This is a genomic window from Agrilactobacillus composti DSM 18527 = JCM 14202 (assembly GCF_001436375.1).
Classification (GTDB): domain Bacteria; phylum Bacillota; class Bacilli; order Lactobacillales; family Lactobacillaceae; genus Agrilactobacillus; species Agrilactobacillus composti.
In genome coordinates this window covers 19393-42248 of sequence record NZ_AZGA01000068.1, presented here as the reverse complement: position 1 = coordinate 42248, position 22856 = coordinate 19393, and the positions used below count along the sequence as shown (strand labels likewise).

General features: G+C 46.5%; 23 protein-coding genes. 16 read left to right on the top strand and 7 right to left on the bottom strand.

Annotated features, from left to right (window positions below; all coding sequences use genetic code 11):
• The first annotated feature begins 399 nt into the window (after positions 1 to 399).
• The 3 genes from FC83_RS11255 to FC83_RS11245 all read left to right on the top strand — a co-directional run bounded on the left by FC83_RS11255 (position 400) and on the right by FC83_RS11245 (position 3165).
• Positions 400 to 1602, top strand: coding sequence for an RNA-guided endonuclease InsQ/TnpB family protein (locus tag FC83_RS11255; RefSeq protein WP_052005093.1), 1203 nt, complete (start codon positions 400 to 402; stop codon positions 1600 to 1602).
• 162 nt (positions 1603 to 1764) lie between these two features.
• Entirely contained in the window at positions 1765 to 2652 is an 888-nt protein-coding gene (locus FC83_RS11250; RefSeq protein ID WP_057002787.1) for a LysR substrate-binding domain-containing protein, read from the top strand.
• 27 nt (positions 2653 to 2679) lie between these two features.
• Positions 2680 to 3165 carry a GNAT family N-acetyltransferase gene (locus FC83_RS11245; protein ID WP_035455984.1) on the top strand — a complete coding sequence of 162 codons (486 nt, stop codon included), beginning with the start codon at positions 2680 to 2682 and terminating at the stop codon, positions 3163 to 3165.
• Between the two features lie 94 nt (positions 3166 to 3259).
• Here the strand turns inward: FC83_RS11245 and FC83_RS11240 are convergent, their stop codons facing one another.
• The 4 genes from FC83_RS11240 to FC83_RS11225 all read right to left on the bottom strand — a co-directional run bounded on the left by FC83_RS11240 (position 3260) and on the right by FC83_RS11225 (position 8384).
• Positions 3260 to 4429, bottom strand: coding sequence for an ArgE/DapE family deacylase (locus FC83_RS11240; RefSeq protein WP_035455958.1), 1170 nt, complete (start codon positions 4427 to 4429; stop codon positions 3260 to 3262).
• Positions 4430 to 4444: 15 nt separating this feature from the next.
• On the bottom strand, positions 4445 to 5278 hold the full coding sequence (locus FC83_RS11235) for a MetQ/NlpA family ABC transporter substrate-binding protein (protein WP_035455960.1): 834 nt from the start codon (positions 5276 to 5278) through the stop codon (positions 4445 to 4447).
• 383 nt (positions 5279 to 5661) lie between these two features.
• Entirely contained in the window at positions 5662 to 7131 is a 1470-nt protein-coding gene (locus tag FC83_RS11230; RefSeq protein ID WP_035455962.1) for an MFS transporter, read from the bottom strand.
• A gap of 113 nt (positions 7132 to 7244) precedes the next feature.
• Positions 7245 to 8384 carry an NADH-dependent flavin oxidoreductase gene (locus FC83_RS11225; protein WP_035455987.1) on the bottom strand — a complete coding sequence of 380 codons (1140 nt, stop codon included), beginning with the start codon at positions 8382 to 8384 and terminating at the stop codon, positions 7245 to 7247.
• A gap of 190 nt (positions 8385 to 8574) precedes the next feature.
• Between FC83_RS11225 and FC83_RS11220 the strand changes: the two genes are divergently transcribed.
• A complete protein-coding gene (locus FC83_RS11220) occupies positions 8575 to 8994 on the top strand; it encodes a MerR family transcriptional regulator (protein ID WP_052005098.1) in 420 nt (139 codons plus the stop codon).
• Between the two features lie 4 nt (positions 8995 to 8998).
• Positions 8999 to 9571 (top strand): NAD(P)H-dependent oxidoreductase, encoded by a 573-nt coding sequence (locus FC83_RS11215; protein ID WP_035455965.1) that lies wholly within the window; start codon positions 8999 to 9001, stop codon positions 9569 to 9571.
• A 9-nt stretch (positions 9572 to 9580) separates the two neighbouring features.
• Here FC83_RS11215 and FC83_RS11210 read toward each other — a convergent pair whose 3' ends face one another.
• Positions 9581 to 10129, bottom strand: coding sequence for a TetR/AcrR family transcriptional regulator (locus tag FC83_RS11210; RefSeq protein WP_035455968.1), 549 nt, complete (start codon positions 10127 to 10129; stop codon positions 9581 to 9583).
• A gap of 109 nt (positions 10130 to 10238) precedes the next feature.
• Here FC83_RS11210 and FC83_RS11205 point away from each other — a divergent pair, with 109 nt between their 5' ends.
• On the top strand, positions 10239 to 11951 hold the full coding sequence (locus FC83_RS11205; protein WP_057002786.1) for an MFS transporter: 1713 nt from the start codon (positions 10239 to 10241) through the stop codon (positions 11949 to 11951).
• Between the two features lie 174 nt (positions 11952 to 12125).
• On the top strand, positions 12126 to 12866 hold the full coding sequence (locus tag FC83_RS11200) for a glucose 1-dehydrogenase (protein WP_035455970.1): 741 nt from the start codon (positions 12126 to 12128) through the stop codon (positions 12864 to 12866).
• Between the two features lie 17 nt (positions 12867 to 12883).
• On the opposite strand, the gene FC83_RS11195 is transcribed toward FC83_RS11200, so the two are convergent.
• Positions 12884 to 13531 (bottom strand): TetR/AcrR family transcriptional regulator, encoded by a 648-nt coding sequence (locus FC83_RS11195; RefSeq protein ID WP_057002785.1) that lies wholly within the window; start codon positions 13529 to 13531, stop codon positions 12884 to 12886.
• Positions 13532 to 13626: 95 nt separating this feature from the next.
• Between FC83_RS11195 and FC83_RS11190 the strand changes: the two genes are divergently transcribed.
• The 5 genes from FC83_RS11190 (at position 13627) to FC83_RS11170 (ending at position 17638) form a co-directional block, all read left to right on the top strand.
• Positions 13627 to 14634, top strand: a complete 1008-nt coding sequence (locus FC83_RS11190) for an NAD-dependent epimerase/dehydratase family protein (RefSeq protein WP_035455976.1) — start codon at positions 13627 to 13629, stop codon at positions 14632 to 14634.
• A 130-nt stretch (positions 14635 to 14764) separates the two neighbouring features.
• The gene (locus FC83_RS11185) at positions 14765 to 15214 is read left to right on the top strand and encodes a hypothetical protein (RefSeq protein WP_057002784.1); all 450 of its coding nucleotides are present in this window, start codon (positions 14765 to 14767) and stop codon (positions 15212 to 15214) included.
• A 271-nt stretch (positions 15215 to 15485) separates the two neighbouring features.
• The gene (locus FC83_RS11180; RefSeq protein ID WP_057002783.1) at positions 15486 to 16232 is read left to right on the top strand and encodes a glucose 1-dehydrogenase; all 747 of its coding nucleotides are present in this window, start codon (positions 15486 to 15488) and stop codon (positions 16230 to 16232) included.
• Positions 16233 to 16469: 237 nt separating this feature from the next.
• Positions 16470 to 17033, top strand: coding sequence for a hypothetical protein (locus FC83_RS11175; protein WP_035456389.1), 564 nt, complete (start codon positions 16470 to 16472; stop codon positions 17031 to 17033).
• A gap of 47 nt (positions 17034 to 17080) precedes the next feature.
• Positions 17081 to 17638, top strand: a complete 558-nt coding sequence (locus tag FC83_RS11170; RefSeq protein ID WP_035456386.1) for a hypothetical protein — start codon at positions 17081 to 17083, stop codon at positions 17636 to 17638.
• Between the two features lie 186 nt (positions 17639 to 17824).
• Here FC83_RS11170 and FC83_RS11165 read toward each other — a convergent pair whose 3' ends face one another.
• Complete coding sequence (locus FC83_RS11165) at positions 17825 to 18034, bottom strand: hypothetical protein (RefSeq protein ID WP_035456383.1); 210 nt, start codon at positions 18032 to 18034, stop codon at positions 17825 to 17827.
• A 207-nt stretch (positions 18035 to 18241) separates the two neighbouring features.
• Here FC83_RS11165 and FC83_RS11160 point away from each other — a divergent pair, with 207 nt between their 5' ends.
• From FC83_RS11160 to glnA, 4 genes are all read left to right on the top strand, one after another.
• Entirely contained in the window at positions 18242 to 18988 is a 747-nt protein-coding gene (locus FC83_RS11160) for a glucose 1-dehydrogenase (protein ID WP_057002782.1), read from the top strand.
• A 120-nt stretch (positions 18989 to 19108) separates the two neighbouring features.
• A complete protein-coding gene (locus FC83_RS11155) occupies positions 19109 to 19750 on the top strand; it encodes a hypothetical protein (RefSeq protein WP_035455623.1) in 642 nt (213 codons plus the stop codon).
• Between the two features lie 74 nt (positions 19751 to 19824).
• Entirely contained in the window at positions 19825 to 20988 is a 1164-nt protein-coding gene (locus tag FC83_RS11150) for a pyridoxal phosphate-dependent aminotransferase (protein ID WP_057002781.1), read from the top strand.
• 510 nt (positions 20989 to 21498) lie between these two features.
• Positions 21499 to 22821 (top strand): type I glutamate--ammonia ligase, encoded by a 1323-nt coding sequence (glnA, locus tag FC83_RS11145; RefSeq protein ID WP_035455625.1) that lies wholly within the window; start codon positions 21499 to 21501, stop codon positions 22819 to 22821.
• Positions 22822 to 22856: the final 35 nt, after the last annotated feature.

Here is a 22856-nt window from a genome sequence, read left to right as displayed (position 1 = left end):
CCTAGCTAAAAAACGTTAACCAATTGAATATTTTTTAAAACTGCGCATAACCTCGCGGTTATTTGTCGCACCATTATTCCGGCGTTTTGCAAAAATAATGATAATTTCTGTAATTTCATTTTGGAACGAAGCACTATTCCAGTTTTTATACACGTTAAACCGGTTCAATAAGTGCAACTCAAATCATGAATGAATAATTCAGGGTTTATTACATTTTGGAGAACAGAAATGATTACCATTAATATAATCAAAGGTAGTCATTCATAATCAAATGTCAACATCAAAGTCTCATAGTTAATCGACCTGATTTAGTGGTAAGTTTCTTTTGAATTTTTGAGCACGAAAGAAGACAAACACACATTCGATACGGTATCCTATAGAGTATAGGAGGTGGATCGAATGCCAGTCAAAACTCACAAGATCAGATGCTATCCCAATGCTGAAATGTGCACTATTATCGCCGAGCTGACAGACTATAATCGTTTCTGTTGGAACCAGGGTCTAACAACATGGAATGACATGTATGAAGCGTCTCTCATCATAGGTGACAAGAAAATACGGCCCAGTGAACGCAGCGTGCGCAACGAGTTAGTGTTGAACAAAGCTGACTGGCAGTATCAGCGCTCACCTCGCGTGCTTCAAACTGCTATCCACCGCTTACATCAGGCCTGGCAGAACTTCTTCAACCCCAACATGCCAGATGCCCACAAGCCTAAGTTTCACAGTAAGCGGGACCCAAAGCAAAGTTTTACAACAGATCGGGCAACAGTTCGTGGTAAGTTTCTGAGACTGGACCGCCCCCGTGAAAGCAAGCATCACTTCACTGATATCAGACTGGCTGAGACTTTACGTTTTTCTGGCGCCATCAAAACCGTGACGATAACCAAGCGCGGTGATAAGTTCTACGCCAGCATTGCTGTTTTAGTCGCAGATACCCCACGGCCAGCTTTTTACGAAAGTTGGGATATTGGTGGCATTGATCTCAATGTAGGTCATATTAGCTGGAATGGTGGCAAAGTCAGCACTTTTACACCACGGATGGCCGTGCTGCATCAACGGGTCAAGATCTATCAAAAACGCTTGGCCCGGAAACGGCGAGAGAATCCCAAGCATTTTCGGTCCAAGAACTACCAACGGACCCAGGCTAAGCTGAACCGGGCTTATCAAAAGATTAATGCTTTACAGGATGACCTGATCCACAAGTTCAGCCAGCAAATCACTCAAGCTTATGATGTGCTCTGTTTAGAGGACCTTAACGTTCGCGGCATGAAAATGGCCAAGAACAAGGTCAAAAACCTGCAGCGCAGTCTCTTTCGCCGCCTGCGAACGGCAATCGAGTATAAAGCTGCTTGGCAGCATCAGCACGTGGTGATTGCGGACCGTTTCTTTCCATCCACCCAGCGATGTTCAAACTGTGGTTTCATCAAAACTGCCGACAGTTATGGCGGTAAGATGACCCTTCGAGGCGACAGCATTTACCACGATCATGACACTTATCGCTGTTACGAGTGTGGCATGGTCATGAATCGTGATGAGAATGCCGTCCAAAATTTAATTACTTACGCGGCGGGGCTTCCGCCGGAACGGGAAACCGTTCATTGATGATTCTCCAGTCGGTCACTGTCCCAACTGACTTGTTCAGAAGGGGGAATATCGGCGTTTACGAAATCGACGAAAGACGTAGCTTAACGGTCTAAAATATGAAGTAATACCATAGACCGGATGTGATCACATTTGTATACGTTTTAGAGAGCAGGCTGTTTCATGCAAATTCGGGATTTGGAATATTTTGTAAAATTAGCGGAGCTGAAGAACTTTACCCAGGTGGCCCAGTTCTTTCAAGTGTCCCAGCCCACCATTACCTATGCCATCAAGCGGGTAGAACAAAGTGTCGATGGTAATTTGATCCACCGGGACCAGTCCCATCATTCAGTGGATTTGACCCCGGAAGGCCAGCAATTTGTCATCCACGCCCACAATATTTTAGAGGAGTTGGATTTAGCCATTCAAGAGGTAGCCCAGGATAAAATTCCTAAAATTAAATTAGGCCTGCCACCGATCATTGGCAGCCACTTCTTCCCCCGATTTGTCCCGGCATTAAACCAGGCCAACCTGATTCAAAGCTTAGTCAGTACTTCGGTGGGGTCCCAGGAATTATTGGACTTGTTGCTGGCGGGTAACTTGGACTTGGCGTTCATTGGCGCCAGTCAGCCTTTAGATAGTAGTCGGCTGCATTTGGATTTATTAGCGGCCTATGATTTTAACATCATTGCCAGTTCCGCTAATCCTTTGGGGGACAAATCGGTGGTGGATTACAAGACCTTGGTACGCCAACCCTTTGTGGTTTTCAACGAGAATTTCAGCCATGATAAAGTCTTCGCGGAAATGATCAGCCACCATCGCCACAAACCCCGGGTGATTTATCGGGCCAGTGATGTGAATATTTTAAAAAGCATGGTGGTCCAAAACGCCGGCGTGGCCTTGCTCACTAGCTTGGCTATCGACAGCAGTGACCAGTTGCAGGCTTTAACCTTAAAAGACTATGACCCGCCCAAGTTCAAGGTTTACTTGGCTTATCGCCAGGATTACTTGCTGTCAGAAGTGGAAAAGCAGTTTATTGCAATCGTCAAAGACGCTGGTCAAGTTGACTGACCGCGGGTGAATGGAGGCATTGTCGTGATTAAAATTGAGCCTTATGTATTTACCCCGGACCACTTGGCTCAGCTGGTGGATTTGATCAATTATTGCCAGAATATTGAGGCCGGGTTGGGGATGAAAATGGCCGACCAAGCTGATATTTTTGACATCGAAAACCACTACCAGCGTGCTGGGGGTCAGTTTTGGCTAGCTTTAGATCAAGGGCAAGTAGTGGGCAGTATCGGCTTAATGCCAGTGAATAGCCAGGCGGGTATTTTGAAAAAGTTCTTTACCCTACCGGCTTATCGAGGTGTTCCCCAGCACTTGGGGCGGCCTTTGATGGCGACCCTGTTGACCTTTGCCCAGACCCATGATTTTTCAGAAATCGCCCTGGATACCCCGGGGAGCCAAGTGCGAGCCCACCATTTTTATGAGAAACAAGGCTTTCAGCAGATTGCGGAAGACCAGCTGAAATTCCATTGGGATTTTCCGAAACGGGATTCATTGATTTATCTCAAAGAAATATAGCCCTTAGCTGTAGCCACGTTGACCACCAGCCCAGCTAAAAAAGCAATTCCCAATCGCGGCTGAAAATTCGAGCGTTGATGGGGAATTGCTTTTTTCAATTCAAGGTATCGCCTTTCGCTTCATTCACATAAGTGCTAAAGAGCTGTTGGTAAAGTTTTACGAAATTCAGATACATGTCTTGGTCCACGTACTCGTTGACCTTGTGGGAACTGAGATTGCCGGGGCCAAAGACGATGAAGGGAAAACTAGCTGGTTTGTCTTTTAAGAAGTTGGAAGCATCGGTGCCCCCTGCCGTGGCTTGCAGCGGGATGTCGGCTTTGGCGTAGGGTTTGCCGATGGCTACGGCTAATTGGGCCAGGCGGGAATCCTTGGGGGCCTTTACGGGTTCTAGGGACATCTCCACGGTGAGGCTCAAGCGGGCGCCTTGGTCGTTTTGGGCTTTGAGCAATTGTTGCAACAGGTCAATGACTTGCTGGTTGGTAAAAGCTGGGGTGGCCCGGACGTTGACCAGGGCATAGGCTAAGGCGGGGATGGTGTTGACTTGGTCGCCGGCATGGATCACGGTGGCGTTAAAAATCACTTTGCCCAGGGTGTCATCGGTTTGGGTCAAACTGCGAAATTCCCGGTTGGCGTTGTGTATTACTTCGATCAGCGGGTCAATGGCGTTATATCCCAGTTGGGGCCGGGAACTGTGGGCGGCTTCTCCCTTAGAAGTGATGCGGATATTCAAAGGTCCCTTGTGGGCGTAAGTAATGTTATAGCCAGAGGGTTCGCCGATTAGGAGGGCATCCACATCATCCAGGTAGCCTGCTTGATAAAGTTGGATAGCTCCAGGTTCGCCGATTTCCTCCCCGGCGGTGGCCAGCAGGCGAATGGTGCCTTTTTTCAACAAATGTTGATCTTGAATTTCAATCAGGGCAATGACCATGGCGGCTAAGCCGGACTTCATGTCTGAGGCGCCGCGACCATAGAGCTTACCGGCCTTTTCAGTCAGGGTGAAGGGGTCGGTGGCCCATTGGTCTAATTCCCCGGGAGCCACCACGTCTAGGTGCCCGGATACGGCAAAGATGGGTTTACCGGCGCCGATTTCGGCTACCAAGCTGGCGCGGCCTGGGGATAATTGCACGAGTTTAGCGGCGATGTTGTGTTTAGCTAACAGTTTCTGGAGATATTCGGCCACGGCTTGTTCCTGGTCATTGACCGAGGGAATGGCCACTAAATCCTTTAAAATTTGTAATTGTTCTGCTGTTGTGATAACTGTCATGATCGACCCTCCAATTTATTTAGGAATGTACCAATAACCTTGTTTGTTGTGATTTTTCACGTAATCTTTAAACGTCTTGGACTGATAAGCTTTCTTCACGGCTTTGGCCCAAGGTTTGTTGGCCTCACTCTTATTCACGGTAGCCACCAGGAGATATTGTTTCTGGAGTTTTTCCGTCTTCAAGGCTGATTTGGCAGGGATTTTGGCGTTATAGCTGATACTGCCAGGGATCACGGCGTAATTCACATCTTTGATGGCCCGGGGGATTTGGGCGGAACTCATTTCCACGAACTTCAAGCTATGGGGATTACTTTTAATATCATGTTGGGTCACGTTGCTGGCGGTAGCTTTAGATTTCAAAGTAATCAGCTTGGCTTGGGCTAACAGTTGATAGGCCCGGGATAGGTTGGAGGGGTCGTTGGGGATAGCCACTTTGGCGCCCTTTTTAATGTTTTTCAAAGATTTGCTGGACCCGGGGAAAATCCCAGCCGGTACTGTAGGAATTGGGGTCAAGGCCACAAAGTCCGAGTGCTTTTCTTTGTTAAAGTTCTCTAACCAGGCACTATGTTGTTCCACATTGAGGTCCACATCCCCTTGACTCAAGGCCAAGTCGGCGTGAATCAGATCAGAGAAGGATTGGGTGGTGACGGTATAGCCTTCTTTTTGCAAAATGGGTTTGACCCCATCTAAAAACAGTTGGCTGTAAGGGCCCGGGGATGTCCCTAGGCGGATAGTTTTCCCGCTTTGGGCGGCCTGGGCCGGGATACCGGGTCGTACTAAAACGAGCCCAGCCACCAGGGCGACGGCACTGAGGATCAAGGCGATGGGACGACGAAATTTGCTGTTCATTATGTAACCTCCAAGTATTTTTTTGATGCGTGTTTGCCTAATTTTGGGCAATAAAAAAGCCCCACCCCATGCACATCATGCACAGGGTGGAGCACCACTTTACCACCTGTAATTCCTTGATACCTCGCGATATCAAGCTTCATAAGTACCCGAAATTTTGAATACTTGGCGCAGATAACGGGCGCACCCGAATTCAGCAGCCGCTAGACCGCTAAATTAGCTCCGAGCTCATCTTCATGCCAGTCCCCTAGTCTTCTTCCACCACAACGAAGCTCTCTTTGGTTAGGTTCTCGGCATTACTCTTCTCATCAAAGCTTAATGCTAATTTAACCGTTTTAGGAAAGCTTGTCAAGACGGGGCCGAAATTAATTCGGCAGTAAGAGTTATTCTATTACCTTGTGATTAGGATCTAACCAATTGATTATCAAAACTAACACGATTATCACAACCACCACGAAGAACACCGTATGTAAGGCCGTTAAAATAATCGGATTGATCAAGGCTTGGTGTAAAATCGGGCCCCGATGTTTGGCACTGATGATATTATTCACTTGACCAAAGGTGACGCCGCTGTGTAAGTTGGCCCGGATCATCAGGTTAAAAATAGCCCCGTAAACGCCGGTCATCACGGTTTGCCCTAAGGACCGGCCCAGGGTTAGGACGGAAGTAGCTGACCCCACCATGTTCTCTGGCACCAGATGCTGACTTAAGATGATATTCATACTGATGATGATACCCATCCCCAAACCATTGAGCATGGCAATGACATAAAAAGTCCACACGGGGAAATTGAGTCCGGCAAATAATAGACTCACGTAAATCAATAACAACATCGTGATCAAAGTCAAGGCGATGCGTTTTGGCACGAAACGGGCAATCAGTGGGCCCACTAAAAACGACGCGGCCAACCAGACTACCGAGCTGGAGGTCACCACTAACCCGGCTTCCGTGGCGGACAATCGGTACAAGGACTGGAGCCAAATTGGGAAGTAAATTTGATAGGCCATTAAGACCCCACTTAAAATCGTGGCGGTGATAATTTGAATGGAAAAGGTATGATTGCGAAACATTTTTGGTGAAATCAAAGGATCACTGAAGCGCCGTTCCCGCCGGACCAACAACACAAAACTGATGATGGCGATGACGAACAGACCCAAGGCTAACCAAGTTTGATGGTCTAAAAATTGAATGGCCAACAATAACCCCACCAAGCCCACGGCCAGCCAAGCGATGCCGTACCAATCGGCTTGAATAGATACTTTTTCCGGCGCTTTTTCATGGTACCCAAACCAAACCAATAACAGCACTAAGATGCCCAAGGGTACATTGACGAAGAAGACCCAGTGCCAAGAAAGCTGGTCTACTAAAAAGCCCCCCAATAATGGCCCCACTAGTGCTGACAGGCCCCAGGCTGTATTGTTTAGCGCTAAGATATTGGCCCGTTGCTCAAAGTCAAAATTATCGGCAATGATGGTAAAGGTCAAAGGCATCACTGCCCCGGCCCCAATCCCTTGCAGTGCCCGGGATAAGACCAGCAGGAAAATCGTCGGGGATAAGCCGCTTAAAAAAGACCCCAAGGTAAAGACCAATACCCCCCATAAGAACACCCGGCGGCGCCCGAAGGCATCGGCCAATTTCCCATAAATCGGAGTGGTGATGGCCGTGGTCAATAAATATGCACTCATGATCCAGCTTTGATAAGCCAGGCCATGGAGCTCACTGATAATGGCCGGTAAAGCGGTGGTGACAATGGTCACTTCCACGGAGGTCATAAAGGTCGCAATAAATACAGCCGCCATCACGATCCAACGTTTGTTTTGGGGTGGCGTCTGTGACGTTTGTGCAGTAGACATGCGTTATCATTTCCTTATCTTAAAGTCTGGCAAGCGCTGATATTTAGACGCTTACAACTAAGGATAACACAAAAAGCCGCCCCGATGACGGCTCATCAAGACGACCTTGTGAATTATTTATTTTGTGGCGTGGTCATGGGCACACCAGCGGGGCCGCCGGAAACAGCGTAGAGCATCTGCAGGAACGGTGGTTGGATGCCTAATTCGGCGAGTTCTGCGTAAGAAATGGCGTAGCGAATGGACTTTTCGTCGTTTTGCTGCACTTTTTCCACCCATTGGGGTTCGCGGATGCTTTCATGACCCAAAGCCACGAAGTCAAAGCCGCTGGTTTTAACTTTTTCAGCTTCAGCTGGTGTGGCAATGCCCCCCACCACGATCAGTGGGAAAACCCCGTCGACTTGTTGTTGGATGCGTTTAGTGGTGGCCCTGGTCTCATTGCTATCCCGCATGGAGGTTTGCCACACATCCCCGGTGGAGACGTGGAGGTAGTCTAGGGGTTTGGTCTTTAAAACATCAATGAAGGCCAGTGTGTCTTCAATAGTGATCCCGGGTTGTTCCAGTTCTTCTGGAGAAATCCGGTAGCCTAGAATAAAGGGCTTTTTCGGATATTGTTCGATGATACGCTGAGCTTCATCGATAACTGCCAGTGGAAAGGTCATGCGCTTTTCCAAAGTGCCACCCCAGGCATCGGTCCGGCGGTTGGAATGGGGTGAGAAAAATTGTTGTAATAAGTAAGTGTTGGCGCCGTGGAGTTCCACCCCGTCAAAGCCGGCTTCAATGGCCCGGCGGACAGCCTGACCAAAGTCCTGGATAGTCTGTTCAATTTCGGCCTCACTTAAAGCCCGAGGCACTTCCGCATCGGGGCGTTCAGCGGCTACGGCACTGGCGCTAACGGGTTGTTGGCCCCGCAACACCGCCGAATTGCTCATCCGGCCGGCACTGAAGATTTGAATGATGGCCTTGGTGCCGTTACTTTTAATAGCTTGGGCTAGCCGGCGTAGGCCGGGGATAAAGCGGTCATCGGCAATACTGAGTTCGCCTTCAAAGCCTTTCCCCAAAGGATTCACGTTGGCCACGGCGGTGATAAACATCCCCACACCACCGCTATGTTTGGCATAATAAGCAAGCTCGTCGCTGGTGACGGAGCCATCTTCAAAAGCCATTTGTTCGGTCATTGGGGGAATAACAATGCGATTCTTAACAGTAATCGCTTTATGGGCAAACTCATATGGTTCTAAAAATTCATAGGCCATGTACATACGTCCCTTCTTAGTTGCGGTGAGCATCGTGATACGACTACAATTGTATGCCTTATTTTTCCAACCTGTCAATCGGTGGACCATCATGTTAGTCTTGCAAAAATAAAACGATGTTTCTAAAATAGCCCTTGACCTTCGAGTTGCCTCCAATGATATAACTTCACCATAAAGGAGCTGAGAAAAAATGAATATTCAACAATGTGCCAAAGCCACAGGGTGTAGTAAAGATACGCTGCGCTACTATGACCAAGAAGGGATTTTATCCCCAGAACGAGATGCTAATCAGTATCGTAATTATTCCACAGCAGATGTGACCCGCCTCAATATTATTCAGAATTTAAAATATGCCGGGCTAAGTCTGGTGGAAATCAAAATGATTACCAATTTGATGGATGCGCCTATTACTGAAGCTTGTAAGCAGGACACGATAGCTTTCTTGGCGGATAAACGCCAAATATTTCAAGCTAAAATCCAATTTTATCAAGCGCTAGATAAAATTGCGCAAGCTATTCAAACTGGCGCGGAAACACAAGATTTTGCGAATGTTAAAAATCTAATTCAAAGTATTAGCCAGTTGCCACTGCCTGATTTCGAGGTGCGGTAAGCCTATGAAAACATTGATTGTCTATGCGTATCCTAACCATACTGGCTTCAATCATGCCATTTTAACCACAGTGAAACAGCAGCTTCAACCTGATGCTGACGTTCAAGTGCTAGATCTTTACGCCGAACATTTTAACCCAGTTTTATATTTTGATAAGGCCCACCGGCGCCGTGATCTACAAAATGACCCAGAGACCGCTGCTTATCGGCAACTGATTACTTGGGCCGACCAGCTTATCTTTGTATTTCCGATTTGGTGGTCGGGGATGCCGGCGATTTTAAAGGGGTTTATTGACCGGGTCTTCGCCCTGGGTTTTGCCTACAAATATGAAGGCCGGCGCATGCTGGGTCTATTAGCTGGCAAACGGGCCTGGATTATCACTACCTGTAATTCACCGGTGATTTTCAAGCCTTTTCTAGGGGACTATGGCCATATTTTACAACGGCAAATTCTTAGACTTTGCGGCGTTAAACCAGTAAAACTCAATATCTTGTACAACGCAGAGAAGTGTTCGCTGAAAGCTAGAAATAATTTCTTAAAACGCATTGACCAACAAGCGGCACAACTCACAGAATGAATAATCAGATTATCGTTTGGTATCTCTAGCATTCATAAACTGGGCCACCAATTGACCCATATGGGCGGCGGATTCGGGCATCCCCTCAATTAACCAGCGCTGGGACATATTGATGGCCGCTCCCGCAATAAATTCACTGAAATATTTTTGGTGAACCCGGTCGTTTTGCGGGGCGTCAATAAAATCATGAGTCAATAAATAATTAAAGGCGGTTTGAAAAGCCAAAATCAAGCTCCGTTCTTGGCCCACTTGGAAAATGGTCAACTGCACGCTGCGCATGTTTTGGGCCAGTTGAAAATAGTTGCCGATAAAGGTGGCTGAATCCAGGTTTTCTTGGTGGGGCAAGTGACGCATGTAGTTCACAATGTTCAATAGGCTAGCCTGTTCAATGATATCTTCATAGGACTTAAACTTATGATAATAATAGGTCCGGGAAACCCCCGCCGCCCGGCACAAAGCGCTGACCGAAATGTCCGCCATCTTTTGGGTCTTCAGCGCTGTGATTAGCGCTTCAAAGATAGCCATCAATTTTTGATCTTGAATGTCTTTTGGTGTCATTGTTTACAAATACCCCCATTTCTGTTAACCATTTATTCCCCACTAGCAGTCACCGTGTTAGGCTACGGTTTGTCAATTAACAAATCATACCGAAAAGGTGGCTTTTATTTTGAAATCAAAACAAAAAATTATTATTTTGGCCATGGCCATTGGCATTTTCCTGTGCGTTTTGGATACCACGGTCATGAACATCGCCCTACCGGCCATTCAAACCGGCCTGCACGTGAGTTTAGATGATTTATCTTGGGCGTTAAATATTTATACCATTACTTTTGCTGTTTTTACAATCCCTTTGGGGCGCCTGGCCGATATTTTTGGTCGGCATAAACTTTACATTTTAGGTCTAGGGCTGTTCACCCTGGGGTCCGCCTTATCGGGCTTGGCGCCAAATCTAGCTCTGTTGATTGCTGGGCGGGGTATTCAAAGCCTAGGGGCTGCCACGATTTTCCCAGCGGGGATGACCATTGGTATCAGCGCCACCAGCATGGCTAACCGCACCAAGGTCGTGGCGGTTTTAGGCGTCATGCAAGGCTTGGCCGCTGCCCTGGGACCCACCATTGGGGGCATCATCACCCAATTTCTAGGCTGGCGCTGGGTCTTTATGATCAACGTCCCCGCCTGTCTGGTGATTGCCTTATTGGTGAGTCGGAGCTTAAGTTTCAAACACGAAGCCACCATCGCTGCCAAAATCGATTATCCGGGGATGGTACTGTCCATGGTGACTTTATTCACCTTGACATTAGCCTTGATCAAAGGCAACGACTGGCATTGGAACAGTCCGTTGATTCTTAGTTTGTGCGGATTGAGTTTATTAGCTTTGCTTGGTTTTATTTTGGTGGAGCGCCACAGCCAGCATCCGATGATTCCCTTAGATTTATTCAAAAACCGCCAGTTCACCGGGGCCTCGATTGCCATGATTATTACTGGTATTTTCCTAGTGGCCTTTATGGTCATCATGCCCACCTTCTTTACGAAGATCCAAGGCCATAGCGAGTTGGCGGCGGCTTTGATGATCACGCCCACGTCGGCGATGATTTTCCTATTTTCACCCATCAGTGGCTTTTTAGTGGCAAAATTGGGACCCCGCTTGGTGATTGCCAGTGGCTTTCTAGGCTTGATTGCCGGCTACTTGGTGCTTTACAACATGAACCCTAATAATTATCACCAAGTGGTCTGGGCCTGTCTGTTTATCGGGATGGGTTTTGGCATCATTGCCGGTCCCATTGTGGTACTAGGCGCCGCTGACTTTACTGGGGAATTGTTGACGGCTTCGCAAAGTGTCTTGGGACTGTTTCGCCAAATCGGCTCGGTTTTAGCGGTGGCCATCTTTGTTTCGGCCCTAACAGCCAATCTCAATACCGCTAAAGCTACGGCGACACAAACTGCCAACCAACAGATTGAACAATTGCATATCCCAAGAGCGGCTAAAACAACAATGCAACAACAAACTGATCGGCAAATCAATAATGCCAACAGTCAACCCAGTGGGACGACTACTCCTAAAAAACACGTTTCAGCTACTGAAATCAGTCAACTGATCGAAACGAATTACCAACAGGCCTTGGCTAAAATCGGCAACGCTGCCCTGTTGCCAACTGAGGTCAAAGCTCAGATCCACGCCCGAGTGGCGGCAGGCGTCCAGCGCAAAGTTCGCCAAGAAAATACCAGCATCAACCGCACGGTCAGCACCATCAAAGCTAACACCAAAGCTCAAATCACCCAGGCTTTTATGCGGCCTTACCGCCTGGCCCTGCCCTTTTTAATATTGGCTAGTTTGACTAGCTTGTTATTTTACCGAAAACAAGACTATCTACCGGCTTAATCGAGGCTAATAGTCCCGTTAAAAATTGCGGGCTTTGCTCAAGTCTATTCAAGCGAATTTTCCCAGGGAATCTGCTACAATGTGGTTGTCAAATTAGTCTTTATTTTGGGAACGCGCTTACCTATTTACTTGTAATTACTTCGTTTCGACATTGAGAAAGGAACGGGAGTTATCATGACGGGAACTAGATTAACGGGTAAAGTTGCAATTGTCACCGGCGGATCCATGGGGATTGGCCGGGCAGTCACCGAGCGCTTCGTGGCTGAAGGTGCGGAAGTTATTGTGGCTGATTTAAACGAAGAAACCGGTCGGGATTATATCGACAAACTGGCCAACGCTTATTTCTACCATCTGGATGTGGTGGATGAAACCAATTGGGAAGCGCTATTTAAATGGGCCATTGCTAAATTTGGCAAGGTTGATGTGTTGGTGAACAACGCTGGCATTGATATTATGGCCGATATTGCCCATGCCAAATTATCCGACTGGCAAAAAATCATCGGCATTGATTTGACCGGGACTTTTTTGGGCACCAAACATGCCGTTTTAAACATGACGGGCCAAAAGAGTGGTTCGATCATCAATATGTCCTCCACAGCGGGCTTGGTGGGCAATCCCATGGCCACGGCTTATTCCGCTGCCAAGGGTGGTGTGCGGATGTTAACGAAATCCGCTGCCATTTACGCCGCCCAATATAATATTCGGGTAAATTCCGTGCACCCCGGGGTCACAGCCACGCCACTGGTCAAAAGTATTGACCCGGCCAAAACTAAAAAAGCCCTGGCCAACACGCCCCTGGCCCGCATGGCTGATCCTTCAGAAGTTGCCAACTTGATTCTTTACTTGGCTTCGGATGAATCCGGGTATTCTACTGGTAGTGAATTTGTGGTGGACGGCGGGACCACGGCGCAATAATGGTTTAACGCCACTGTTTATTGAGTCACTTGGGCATAGGTTTGTTCAAATTCTGCTAAAATTTTATTTTCGTAACTCTGAAGCTGCTTCAGAGTTACTTTTTTTTTGGCTTTTTCAGTCAGTAACCCCGCCAATTGTAGGTGGAAAAACTGCCGCAGATAGTCTTCAGCCTGGGGGGTGGTCAGTGCTTGGCTTAAAACGGCTTTGAGAATAGTGTCAATGCCCATCTTTATTTCAAATAGGATAAACTTACTGTCAAAATCCGATTTTAAATAGCCCAAGTGTTGGGCTTGGGTGAGATACGTCGCCACGTGGGTAAAGTATACCGTCAGGGTGTGAGCCAGTTGCGTGGCTAATTGGGGAAAATCACTTTGCAGGTCATTTAAAAAAATATCGGTGGTGGACCCCACCAATAGGGCATAATCTAGCAAAACTTTGCCGAGACTATCTAAGGTCGGTTCCTTGGGGATGGGGTTACTTTTCACAAATTGTAAATGCCGGTCCACCACGGCAGTGACGATGTCGGCTTTGTCCTTGAAGCGCAAATACAGGCTGGCCCGGCTGATGCCCACACTTTTAGCCAGTTGGGTCATGGAAATGTTCTTAAAACCCTTGATTAAAATCACGTGATTTAAAGCGATGGCTAATTCTTTTTTATCGATCATTGCTGTTACCTCCTGGGCAAAGGATACTATATTTTTGATTTTTAGACAATATGTGCTATTATATGTCTAAATAATTAGACGAAGGGGACAGATAAATGTCTAAAAAAATCATTGTAACCGGTGGCACCGGCTTTGTGGCCAGCTGGGTCCTTTACGAATTTTTGAACCAGGGCTATGACGTCGCCACCAGCCTGCGGGACTTGACCAAACAAACCCAGGTATTGGCGGAATTAAAACCGTTATTGACCCCCGCACAGCTCAACCAGCTGACCTTTTTTGAAGCGGACTTAACCAGCGCTGAGAATTGGGCGGCCGCCATGGCCGGGGCCGTTGGGGTGATTCATGTGGCGTCGCCCTTGGGTCATGGGACTGAATCCACCGCCGAAATGGTGGCGATTGCTAAAAATGGGACCTTGAATGTGTTGCAAGCGGCCCATCGCGCGGGGGTCCAACGGGTGGTCATGACCAGCTCCCAAGCCGCTTCCACCCCCACTCGCGACAGCCGGGCTACCTTAGACGAAAGCTTTTGGAGCGACTTAAACAACCCTGATTTAGATCCCTATCGGATTTCTAAGATTGAAGCTGAAAAAGCGGCCTGGCAATTCGCGAAAACTCATGATTTAGCCTTGACCACGATTTTGCCTGGGGCTATTTTTGGTCCGGTGTTATCCCCAAAGAATTTAAGTTCCAATGGGATTTTGTTGCAATTGTTAAAGGGGATGCCACTGATTCCCCAGGTTCCCTTAGAAATCAGCGACGTCCGCAATTTAGCCACCTTGCACCGCTTGGCCTTTGAAAATCCCAAGGCCATTGGTAAACGCTACTTAGCCGCTTCGCAAACCTTGACCATGCCGGAAGTTGCCCAGATATATAAACAGGCTTTCCCAACATTAAAGCTAAAAGTTCGAAAAATGCCCAATTGGTTACCGCCGCTTCTAGCAAAATTTATCCCAGCTATGCGCTCATTGGTGCCCATGTTAAATCGGCAGTACCACCACACGACCCAGGCCGCCGCCACGGACTTGGGTTTGACCCAATATCCCCCTGAGACAACCGTCTTAGATGCGGCTGAGAAATTGCTGGCTTATCACCTGGTATCTTAAGTGCACGCGCTGGGCGTACAGTCAGTTATCAAGGCCAGTTGCGGGGAAATTTTAAACCAACTACTTTGAAAAACACTTGGGACTACTTTTTGGCGTATTTAGAAATAGAACGAATTGAAAGGAAGATTATATGCCAACGCCTAATATCAAAGTAGTTTCTTATCAAGTCCGCCAAGTGATTGCTGATGATTTCGGAGAAACCTTCACCGAAATTGAAACTCGGTATCGCGTGGTGGATGCTGACACCGGTGAAGTGTTAGACGATGCCCAGGGTTACGGCTACACCTCCGCCCAAAAGGCACACCGGGGTTTTGCTTACAAACAGAAACATCATCCCACTGGTCGAAAAAATGCGAACATCAAGCGGCGCAATCAACGTATCCGCGCCTGGCTCAAGACCCATATCGACATTGATTGGGACCAATTTTCCTTGACTTTAGCTAAAGACAACCCGGATTTATCCCCACAGGCCATCCGCCAATTAGCCACCACGCAACTGCAGTTGGCCCTGGCCCAATTGCCAGCTGATGACCAGCCCAAATGGGACCTAAAAACAATGATTACCGCCCTGGGTTTTTAGCGTTGCCACGGCGTTTGAAGCTAGGCTGGTTAGACATTGTAGCTGGAATATCAATTTTTTAGATGTAAATAAAAAAATTATTTTTGCTCATAATATAACTTGTTATTTATCGCTAGTACGCTATACTTAGGGTGTAGTGGTCGTAACCGTTTACAGGAATGTAAACCGCAAATAAGCAACAACCCCATTGGCAACCGGTCGTTACTTTTCTCAATAAATCACGACGTTAATTTTAAAATTTAAATTTTTTTATGAAAGCAGGTAATTTTTTATGGATCGTCTTAAAAACAAAGTCGCTTTAATTACAGGCGGCGTGGCTGGTATTGGCTTAGGAATCGCAAGATGCTTTATCCGTGAAGGTGCCAAAGTGGTGGTCACCGCCGATAAGAACGTGAATGGCGGTAAAAAGGCCGTTGCAGAATTTGGGGATGACAAAGCATTATTCGTCCAAATGAGCGTTAGCCAAGAAGCCGATTGGCAAAAAACCATCGATGCCACCATCGCGAAATTTGGCAAATTAGACATCTTAGTCAACAACGCTGGTGTGGGCGGTAGCGGTACGCCGGTGGATAAGATGAAATTAGAAGACTGGCATAAAACCATTGATATCAACTTAACCGGGACTTTTCTGGGTGAAAAATATGGTATCCAGGCCATGAAAGCCCACAATGATAATAATGGTTCCATCATCAACGTGTCTTCTGTAGCCGGCTTAGTGGGCTTACCCATGAGTCCGGATTATTCTGCCAGTAAAGGTGGTTCGCGCCTGTTGACCCATGCCACGGCCTTGTCTCTGGCTCGGGAAGGCAGCCATATTCGGGTCAACAGTGTTCACCCTGGCTGGGTCGATACTGGTATCATCCCTGATGCCTATAAGGAACAGATCATCAAGACGATTCCAGTGGGCCATTTAGGCAAACCGCAAGATATCGGGGAAATCTGTGTTTATTTAGGTAGTGATGAATCTACCTTCGCGGTTGGCGCCGAATTCGTTGTGGATGGCGGCCAGCGGGCTTAATAACTCCAATTAATCGCCTATTTTTAAAGGACAAAGTCAGTAATTTGGCTTTGTTTTTTTTGCGTCCAGCCTTTTCATTAACCGCTGGCTGCAACTTTCAAAACTGAGTATTTGTCTACAATCTGCAGCACCTATATAAGATAACTTAATGTATTACTACTTGCGGTTCCTAATAAAACTGGTACGCTTAGGTTATTAGAAATAATCATTTACGAATTCTGCTTGGGAGGCTTTTTTATGAAACGTAAGTATCTATTTTCAATTTTGTTACCTCTAATTGCCTTATTTAGTTTATGTGCATCTAATCAGAAGGTCAAAGCTGCAACTTTTAAAAATTATGATCAATTTTATGCCTATGACTCCGTAACCACCATCGATGGAACTTGGGGTGCCAATCTTTTTATTAATAATGACAGCAACAAACAATTTGACAAAATTCTGCCCAAAGATTCTCAGTGGCAGATTTACGGCTACACCAAACGTAAAGATGGCTTTTATTATTGGGCTGGCGGTGACCAATGGATTCAGGCCAATCAAGCTAGGGTACCTGTTGGTAATGAGTCGGATGCCGTTTTGAACGTCGTTGCCAAATTTGGCGAAGATGATAATCCAAAGACTTATTGGATACCTGTTCACATCTTTCCAGAGGCTAAAAATGGCTATCGTGGCGGTTATTGGGGCACAGATTACTGGTGGGTCAGAGATGCAGGCCCTGAATTTGGTTCATACAGAGATTCCTATATCATCTATCCAGATGGCAATACGACAAAACTTAAGATTGGTGATCCCACGGTTGGATGAAGTAGCTTAAGAATATCATTTGACTATCCTGCTTAGGAGGCATTCAAATGAAGCATAAACATCTATTTTTACTGTTGCTGCCCTTGACTATCCTGTTTGGCTTTTTATTGGTTAGTCAGACAGCTAAAGCTGAACCTTATAAAAATTACGATCAATTTTATGATTACAGCGCCGTAGCGACGATCAAGGGTACTTGGGGCGCCAATCTTTTCATTAACAATGACCACAACAAACAATTTGACAAAATTCTGCCCAAAGATTCTCAGTGGCAGATTTACGGCTACACCAAACGTAAAGATGGCTTTTATTATTGGGCTGGCGGTGACCAATGGATTCAGGCCAATCAAGCGATGGTACCCGTCGACAATGCGTCCGATGCCATCTTAAATGCCATTGCCCAATACAAAGACAGTGGTGATCCGGATACTTATTGGGTCCCAATCCATATTGTTGCAGATTATGGCAACGACTATCGCGGCGGTTACTGGGGTACGGATTACTGGTGGGTCAGAGACGAAGGCCCCAGAGCTGCTTCATTCAAACAATCCTTTGTTGTCTATCCAAACGGCAATGCCTTTAAACTCCCGGCCGGGGGGCCATATTAATAAAAGTAGTCTAAGGTCGAGAAACTTGTTTCAATATATTAATTATTAAAAAATAGGTATTCAACTGTGCGTTATCAGCGGTTGAATACCTATTTTTAATGTAACCTGTACTTATGCTTTAATTTAGAAAGTTAACTAGTTTCTCTAGTTTTCAAACCACTTAGTTTTAAGTCAGACCACACTGCCTTAAACTGAATCATTTTGATGTCGTTTCTTTAGATCAGCAATGATCATCGCATACTTGCTTTCTGTAATCGGGTAAAACAACATCAAACCCACCGTAAGTGCGGCCATCGCCACTGGATAAAGAAAAGTTATCCCACGGATTTCCATCAAAGCTTCGCCGGTTTGCTCATGGTTAGGCACATAGCCGACCATTGCCAGCTCAGACTGCAACAATCACCCCTTAATTGTTGCTGTATATGGCATAATTATGAACAGTAAACAGTTATCTTGTGATATTTCTTGGTATCTCATATACTTGCTATGTAGTGGTTAAAGCGTTTTCTAAATCGCAACGAACAAATCTTGTCCCTCATTGACAATCGGTCGTTACTTTCCCAAAAATCGTCACCCAATTTTTAAGAAGGTAGGTAATTTTTTATGGATCGTCTCAAAGATAAAGTTGCTCTAATTACCGGCGGTGTCGCTGGTATCGGCCTGGGCATCGCTAAAAGTTTTGTCAGAGAAGGCGCCAAAGTGGTGGTCACCGCTGATCGTAATATCGAAGGTGGTAAAAAGGCTGTCGCAGAATTCGGTGCGGATAAGGCGTTATTCGTGCAAATGAGTGTCACTAAAGAAGCTGATTGGCAAACTACCATTCAACAAGTTATCGATAAATTTGGCAAATTGGATATTTTAGTCAACAATGCCGGTATTTGGGGCAGTGGTGTGCCCGTGGATAAGATGGATCTAGCGGTTTGGCAAAAAACCATGGATATCAACTTAACTGGGACTTTCCTAGGTGAAAAATATGGCATCCAGGCCATGAAAGCCCACAATGATAATAACGGCTCCATCATTAACATTTCTTCTGTTGCTGGGTTAGTCGGTCTGCCTCTGAGCCCGGATTATTCCGCCAGTAAAGGTGGTACCCGCTTATTGACCCATGCCACAGCCTTGTCCTTGGCCCGGGAAGGCAGCCACATTCGGGTCAACAGTGTTCACCCTGGCTGGGTCGATACTGGTATCATCCCTGATGCCTATAAGGAACAGATCATCAAGACGATTCCAGTGGGCCATTTAGGCAAACCGCAAGATATCGGGGAAATCTGTGTTTATTTAGGTAGTGATGAATCTACCTTCGCGGTTGGCGCCGAATTCGTTGTGGATGGCGGCCAGCGGGCTTAATAACTCCAATTAATCGCCTATTTTTAAAGGACAAAGTCAGTAATTTGGCTTTGTTTTTTTTGCTGGCTTCAACACGCCGTGATTGTGCTATAGTGAGTTCTTGAAGGAAGGGATTTGAAAATGGTTAGAAATGTTAACTTGAAACGACTTATCTATAGCTTGTTGGGCTTATGCGCGGTGCTCCTATTGACGTTGACTGCCCCGCAAACCAGCCACGCTGATGATCAACGACCGACTTTTAGCTTTAAACCCATCAATACCTACAACGACTATGACGCCATGGCCACCGTTGATGGCACTTGGGGGGCTAATGTTTTTGAAGGCAATGACAGTCAAAAAGTCTTCAAGTGGATCCTGCCCCAGGGTTCCCAATGGCAAGTTTATGGTTATACCAAGCGCAGTGACGGATATTATTTTTATGCGGGTCATGACCTTTGGATTCAAGGCACACAGGTCAAAGTACCAGTCAACGATGCAAATGACGCCTTTTTAGATTATGTTATTAAGTATCCAGACAAAGATACCAGCAGTACCGATGAACAGGCCATCTCAAGATTGGCCATGGCTGATCTTCCTCACCTATTAACCGCTTACCATGAGTCAAGTAATTCAGGCTATTGGGGCGAAGACTATTATCATATCTACGAAGGCACACCAGATATTGGCCCAAATGGTACTGGCCTTTATTGGCGAGCTATTGACCTCGGCTATGTTGTCTACCCTGACGGCACCGTACTGCCTGCATCAACTAACCGGATTTAACTCCCAATTATTTTCCCAATTTATCCCTAAATGGGTTATAATAATTAGAATAAACTTAGAAAGTAGGTAGAATTTTGCGAAAAGATTTTAATGAAGTGGTCCAAAAGATTGCGGTATCCGACATTCGGCAATTCGACAACGAAGTCAGCCAAATCCCTGGCATGGTTAAATTAACCTTAGGAGAACCTGATTTCAATACCCCTGAACACGTGAAACAAGCCGCTATCAAGGCGATCAATGACGACCAATCCCATTACACCCCAAACCCTGGGATTCCGGCATTGCGCCAAGCTGCAGCTACATATTACAATGAAAAATTTGATTGGCACTACGAAGCTAAAAACGTAGTCACCACCGTTGGGGCCACGGAAGGTATCGCGGCGGCCTTGCAGGCAATTTTAAATCCCGACGATGTGGTCATCGTACCCACACCAATCTTCCCTATTTACATCCCTGATACGTTCTTAAGTCACGGCAAGGTGGTCTTCATTGATACCAGCGCCGACGGCTTTATCTTGACGCCGGAAAAATTGGCCGCTACTATGGCTGAATATCCCAATGCTAACTTCAAGGCCATCGTCTTGAACTACCCCAACAACCCCACTGGTGTCACTTATAACCACGAGGAATTGGCCGGCTTGGCCAAGGTCATCCAAAAAGAACAATTATGGGTGGTCAGCGACGAAGTTTACGCAGAATTGTCTTACAGTGAACCCCATGAATCCTTGGCCAACTTCATCCCCGACCAGGTCATCGTCATCAATGGCTTATCCAAGTCCCATGCCATGACTGGCTGGCGGGTAGGCTTCATCTTGGCCCCAGATGCTGTGATCGACCAAGTGGTGAAGACCCATCAATATATGGTCACAGCCCCAACCACTTTCGTGCAGTTCGCTGCTTTAGAAGCTTTGACCAATGGGAAAGAAGATAGCCAAGTAATGGCTAAAGAATACATTGAACGGCGGGATTACTTGATCGATGCCTTGAAACCATTAGGCTTTGAAATGGCCCGCCCCGATGGTGCCTTTTATCTCTTCGCGAAAATCCCCGCTAATTGTCCGCAAAATTCTTGGACCTTTGTCCGGGAATTAGCCCAAACTCAAAAATTAGCCCTCATCCCTGGTATTTCCTTTGGTCTAGGTGGCGAAGGTTACGTGCGCATCAGTTATGCGGCCAGTATGGACAACTTGCACAAGGCCGTTGAGCGCTTAAGTGCTTACGTTCAAAGTTATCAATAAACCAATTTAACCAAGCAAGCTGAAATTTAGGCTTGCTTTTTTATTTTGATTAACCTAATCTGTAGATGGAACCAATTAACAAGGCGGTACCAGATCAGGCAATGACCGGGTATAATCAAAGGAAGGGACTGTCAGGTTATGGATTTAATCACTATTTTGGTTTTCTGCGTATTAGGTATTTGTATTGGGCTGTTGGTGGAGACGTACACGTATTGCGTTGAACCCATGTTGCGGCTCCTTAAAAGCCGAGCGACTCACAGTGCTGAAGACGTGGCCAATCGAATGAATGATCATCTACATTATTAATTTTGAGTCACTTTTTGAGGTGACCAAACATATAGCACCGCCAGTTTTAGCACCCGCAAAACACGCCAATTTCGCTTTTAAAAGTTGAATTGGCGTGTTTTTTGGCCTATTTTTAAAGACTGATAAAGCGTATAATGGTTTTGTTAGGAATACCTAATATATTACTTAGAATTTTGAAACAATTACAGAACTTGGAGGTTTTTTATGTATACGCGCGCTGATATTTTGCAACTGGCAAAGAAACAAGCCATTGAATACTTACGAATGACCTTTACCGATTTGACTGGAACTTTAAAGAATGTGGAAATCCCTATTGAATTGTTGGATGAAGCTTTAAACAATCACATCAAAATCGATGGGTCCTCCATTACTGGCTTCACCGCCATTGAAAATTCGGATATGTATCTGCACCCTGATTTAGATTCCTGGACGGTTTATCCCTGGCTGACCCCCGCTGGTAAAACCGCGGCTTTAATTTGTGATGTCTATAATAATGATGGGACGCCCTTTGCTGGGGATCCCCGGGGGGTCTTGAAACATCTAGTGGCCCAACTGGCTGACCTGGGTGATGGGCAATTACAAGTGGGCGCTGAAATGGAATATTTTTTGTTTAAAGCCGACGAAAATGGTAAGCCAACTAAAATTTTAAATGATTCGGGGTCTTATTTTGACGCCTTTCCCAGTGACGCCTGTGAAAGCTGTCGCCGGGACACGGTAAATACCTTGGCAAAAATGGGTTTTCACATCGAAGCCAATCACCATGAGGTCGCCCCCGGGCAATGTGAAATCGATTTTCGCTATGATGACGCGGTGTTAACCGCCGATCGGGTGCAGTTATTAAAACTCACCACCCGTACCATTGCGGAGAAACATGGGCTGTGTGCCACTTTTATGCCCAAACCCATGACTGGGGTGAATGGGTCGGGGATGCATTTAAATATGTCCTTGTTTAAAGACGGGCAAAATCTCTTTGACGATCCTAAAGCCAGTAACGGCCTGTCCAGCACCGCCACCGCCTACTTAGCTGGGGTCTTGGCCCATGCCCAAGGCTTTACGGCCCTCACCAATCCCACCATCAACAGTTTCAAACGCTTAGTTGCTGGCTACGAAGCCCCCACTTATGTGGCCTGGGCCATGGCTAACCGCACCGCTTTGGTCCGGGTCCCTGATGGCCGTGGGGCCGCCACCCGTTTAGAATTGCGCAGTGGTGATACATCGGCCAATCCTTATCTGGCCATGGCAGCAGTTTTAGCGGCCGGGCTCGCTGGCTTACAGCACCAGTTGACCCCACCGGCAAACATTGAAGCCGATATTTTCAAAATGACCCCTGTTCAAAGAAAAGCCCAACACATCACTGAACTGCCCCGCTCTCTGGCCCAAGCCCTGGTCAATTTGCAAAATGACCCCGTGCTTGTTGCCGGCCTAGATGGCATTGTCCCGAAGTTTGTGGCTTATAAACAACGGGAATTAACCGATTATCAAATCAGTGTCACGGATTGGGAAAATAAGACTTATTTCAATGTTTAACCGTTAATACGCAAAATACCCATTTTCAGAAAATT

Bases quoted from the DNA above. Each gene is read 5' to 3' on its own strand.
- FC83_RS11255 (WP_052005093.1), top strand. From the start codon at position 400: ATGCCAGTCAAAACTCACAAGATCAGATGCTATCCCAATGCTGAAATG.
- FC83_RS11250 (WP_057002787.1), top strand. From the start codon at position 1,765: ATGCAAATTCGGGATTTGGAATATTTTGTAAAATTAGCGGAGCTGAAG.
- FC83_RS11240 (WP_035455958.1), bottom strand. From the start codon at position 4,429: ATGACAGTTATCACAACAGCAGAACAATTACAAATTTTAAAGGATTTA.
- FC83_RS11235 (WP_035455960.1), bottom strand. From the start codon at position 5,278: ATGAACAGCAAATTTCGTCGTCCCATCGCCTTGATCCTCAGTGCCGTC.
- FC83_RS11230 (WP_035455962.1), bottom strand. From the start codon at position 7,131: ATGTCTACTGCACAAACGTCACAGACGCCACCCCAAAACAAACGTTGG.
- FC83_RS11225 (WP_035455987.1), bottom strand. From the start codon at position 8,384: ATGGCCTATGAATTTTTAGAACCATATGAGTTTGCCCATAAAGCGATT.
- FC83_RS11220 (WP_052005098.1), top strand. From the start codon at position 8,575: ATGAATATTCAACAATGTGCCAAAGCCACAGGGTGTAGTAAAGATACG.
- FC83_RS11215 (WP_035455965.1), top strand. From the start codon at position 8,999: ATGAAAACATTGATTGTCTATGCGTATCCTAACCATACTGGCTTCAAT.
- FC83_RS11210 (WP_035455968.1), bottom strand. From the start codon at position 10,129: ATGACACCAAAAGACATTCAAGATCAAAAATTGATGGCTATCTTTGAA.
- FC83_RS11200 (WP_035455970.1), top strand. From the start codon at position 12,126: ATGACGGGAACTAGATTAACGGGTAAAGTTGCAATTGTCACCGGCGGA.
- FC83_RS11195 (WP_057002785.1), bottom strand. From the start codon at position 13,531: ATGATCGATAAAAAAGAATTAGCCATCGCTTTAAATCACGTGATTTTA.
- FC83_RS11190 (WP_035455976.1), top strand. From the start codon at position 13,627: ATGTCTAAAAAAATCATTGTAACCGGTGGCACCGGCTTTGTGGCCAGC.
- FC83_RS11185 (WP_057002784.1), top strand. From the start codon at position 14,765: ATGCCAACGCCTAATATCAAAGTAGTTTCTTATCAAGTCCGCCAAGTG.
- FC83_RS11180 (WP_057002783.1), top strand. From the start codon at position 15,486: ATGGATCGTCTTAAAAACAAAGTCGCTTTAATTACAGGCGGCGTGGCT.
- FC83_RS11175 (WP_035456389.1), top strand. From the start codon at position 16,470: ATGAAACGTAAGTATCTATTTTCAATTTTGTTACCTCTAATTGCCTTA.
- FC83_RS11170 (WP_035456386.1), top strand. From the start codon at position 17,081: ATGAAGCATAAACATCTATTTTTACTGTTGCTGCCCTTGACTATCCTG.
- FC83_RS11160 (WP_057002782.1), top strand. From the start codon at position 18,242: ATGGATCGTCTCAAAGATAAAGTTGCTCTAATTACCGGCGGTGTCGCT.
- FC83_RS11155 (WP_035455623.1), top strand. From the start codon at position 19,109: ATGGTTAGAAATGTTAACTTGAAACGACTTATCTATAGCTTGTTGGGC.
- glnA (WP_035455625.1), top strand. From the start codon at position 21,499: ATGTATACGCGCGCTGATATTTTGCAACTGGCAAAGAAACAAGCCATT.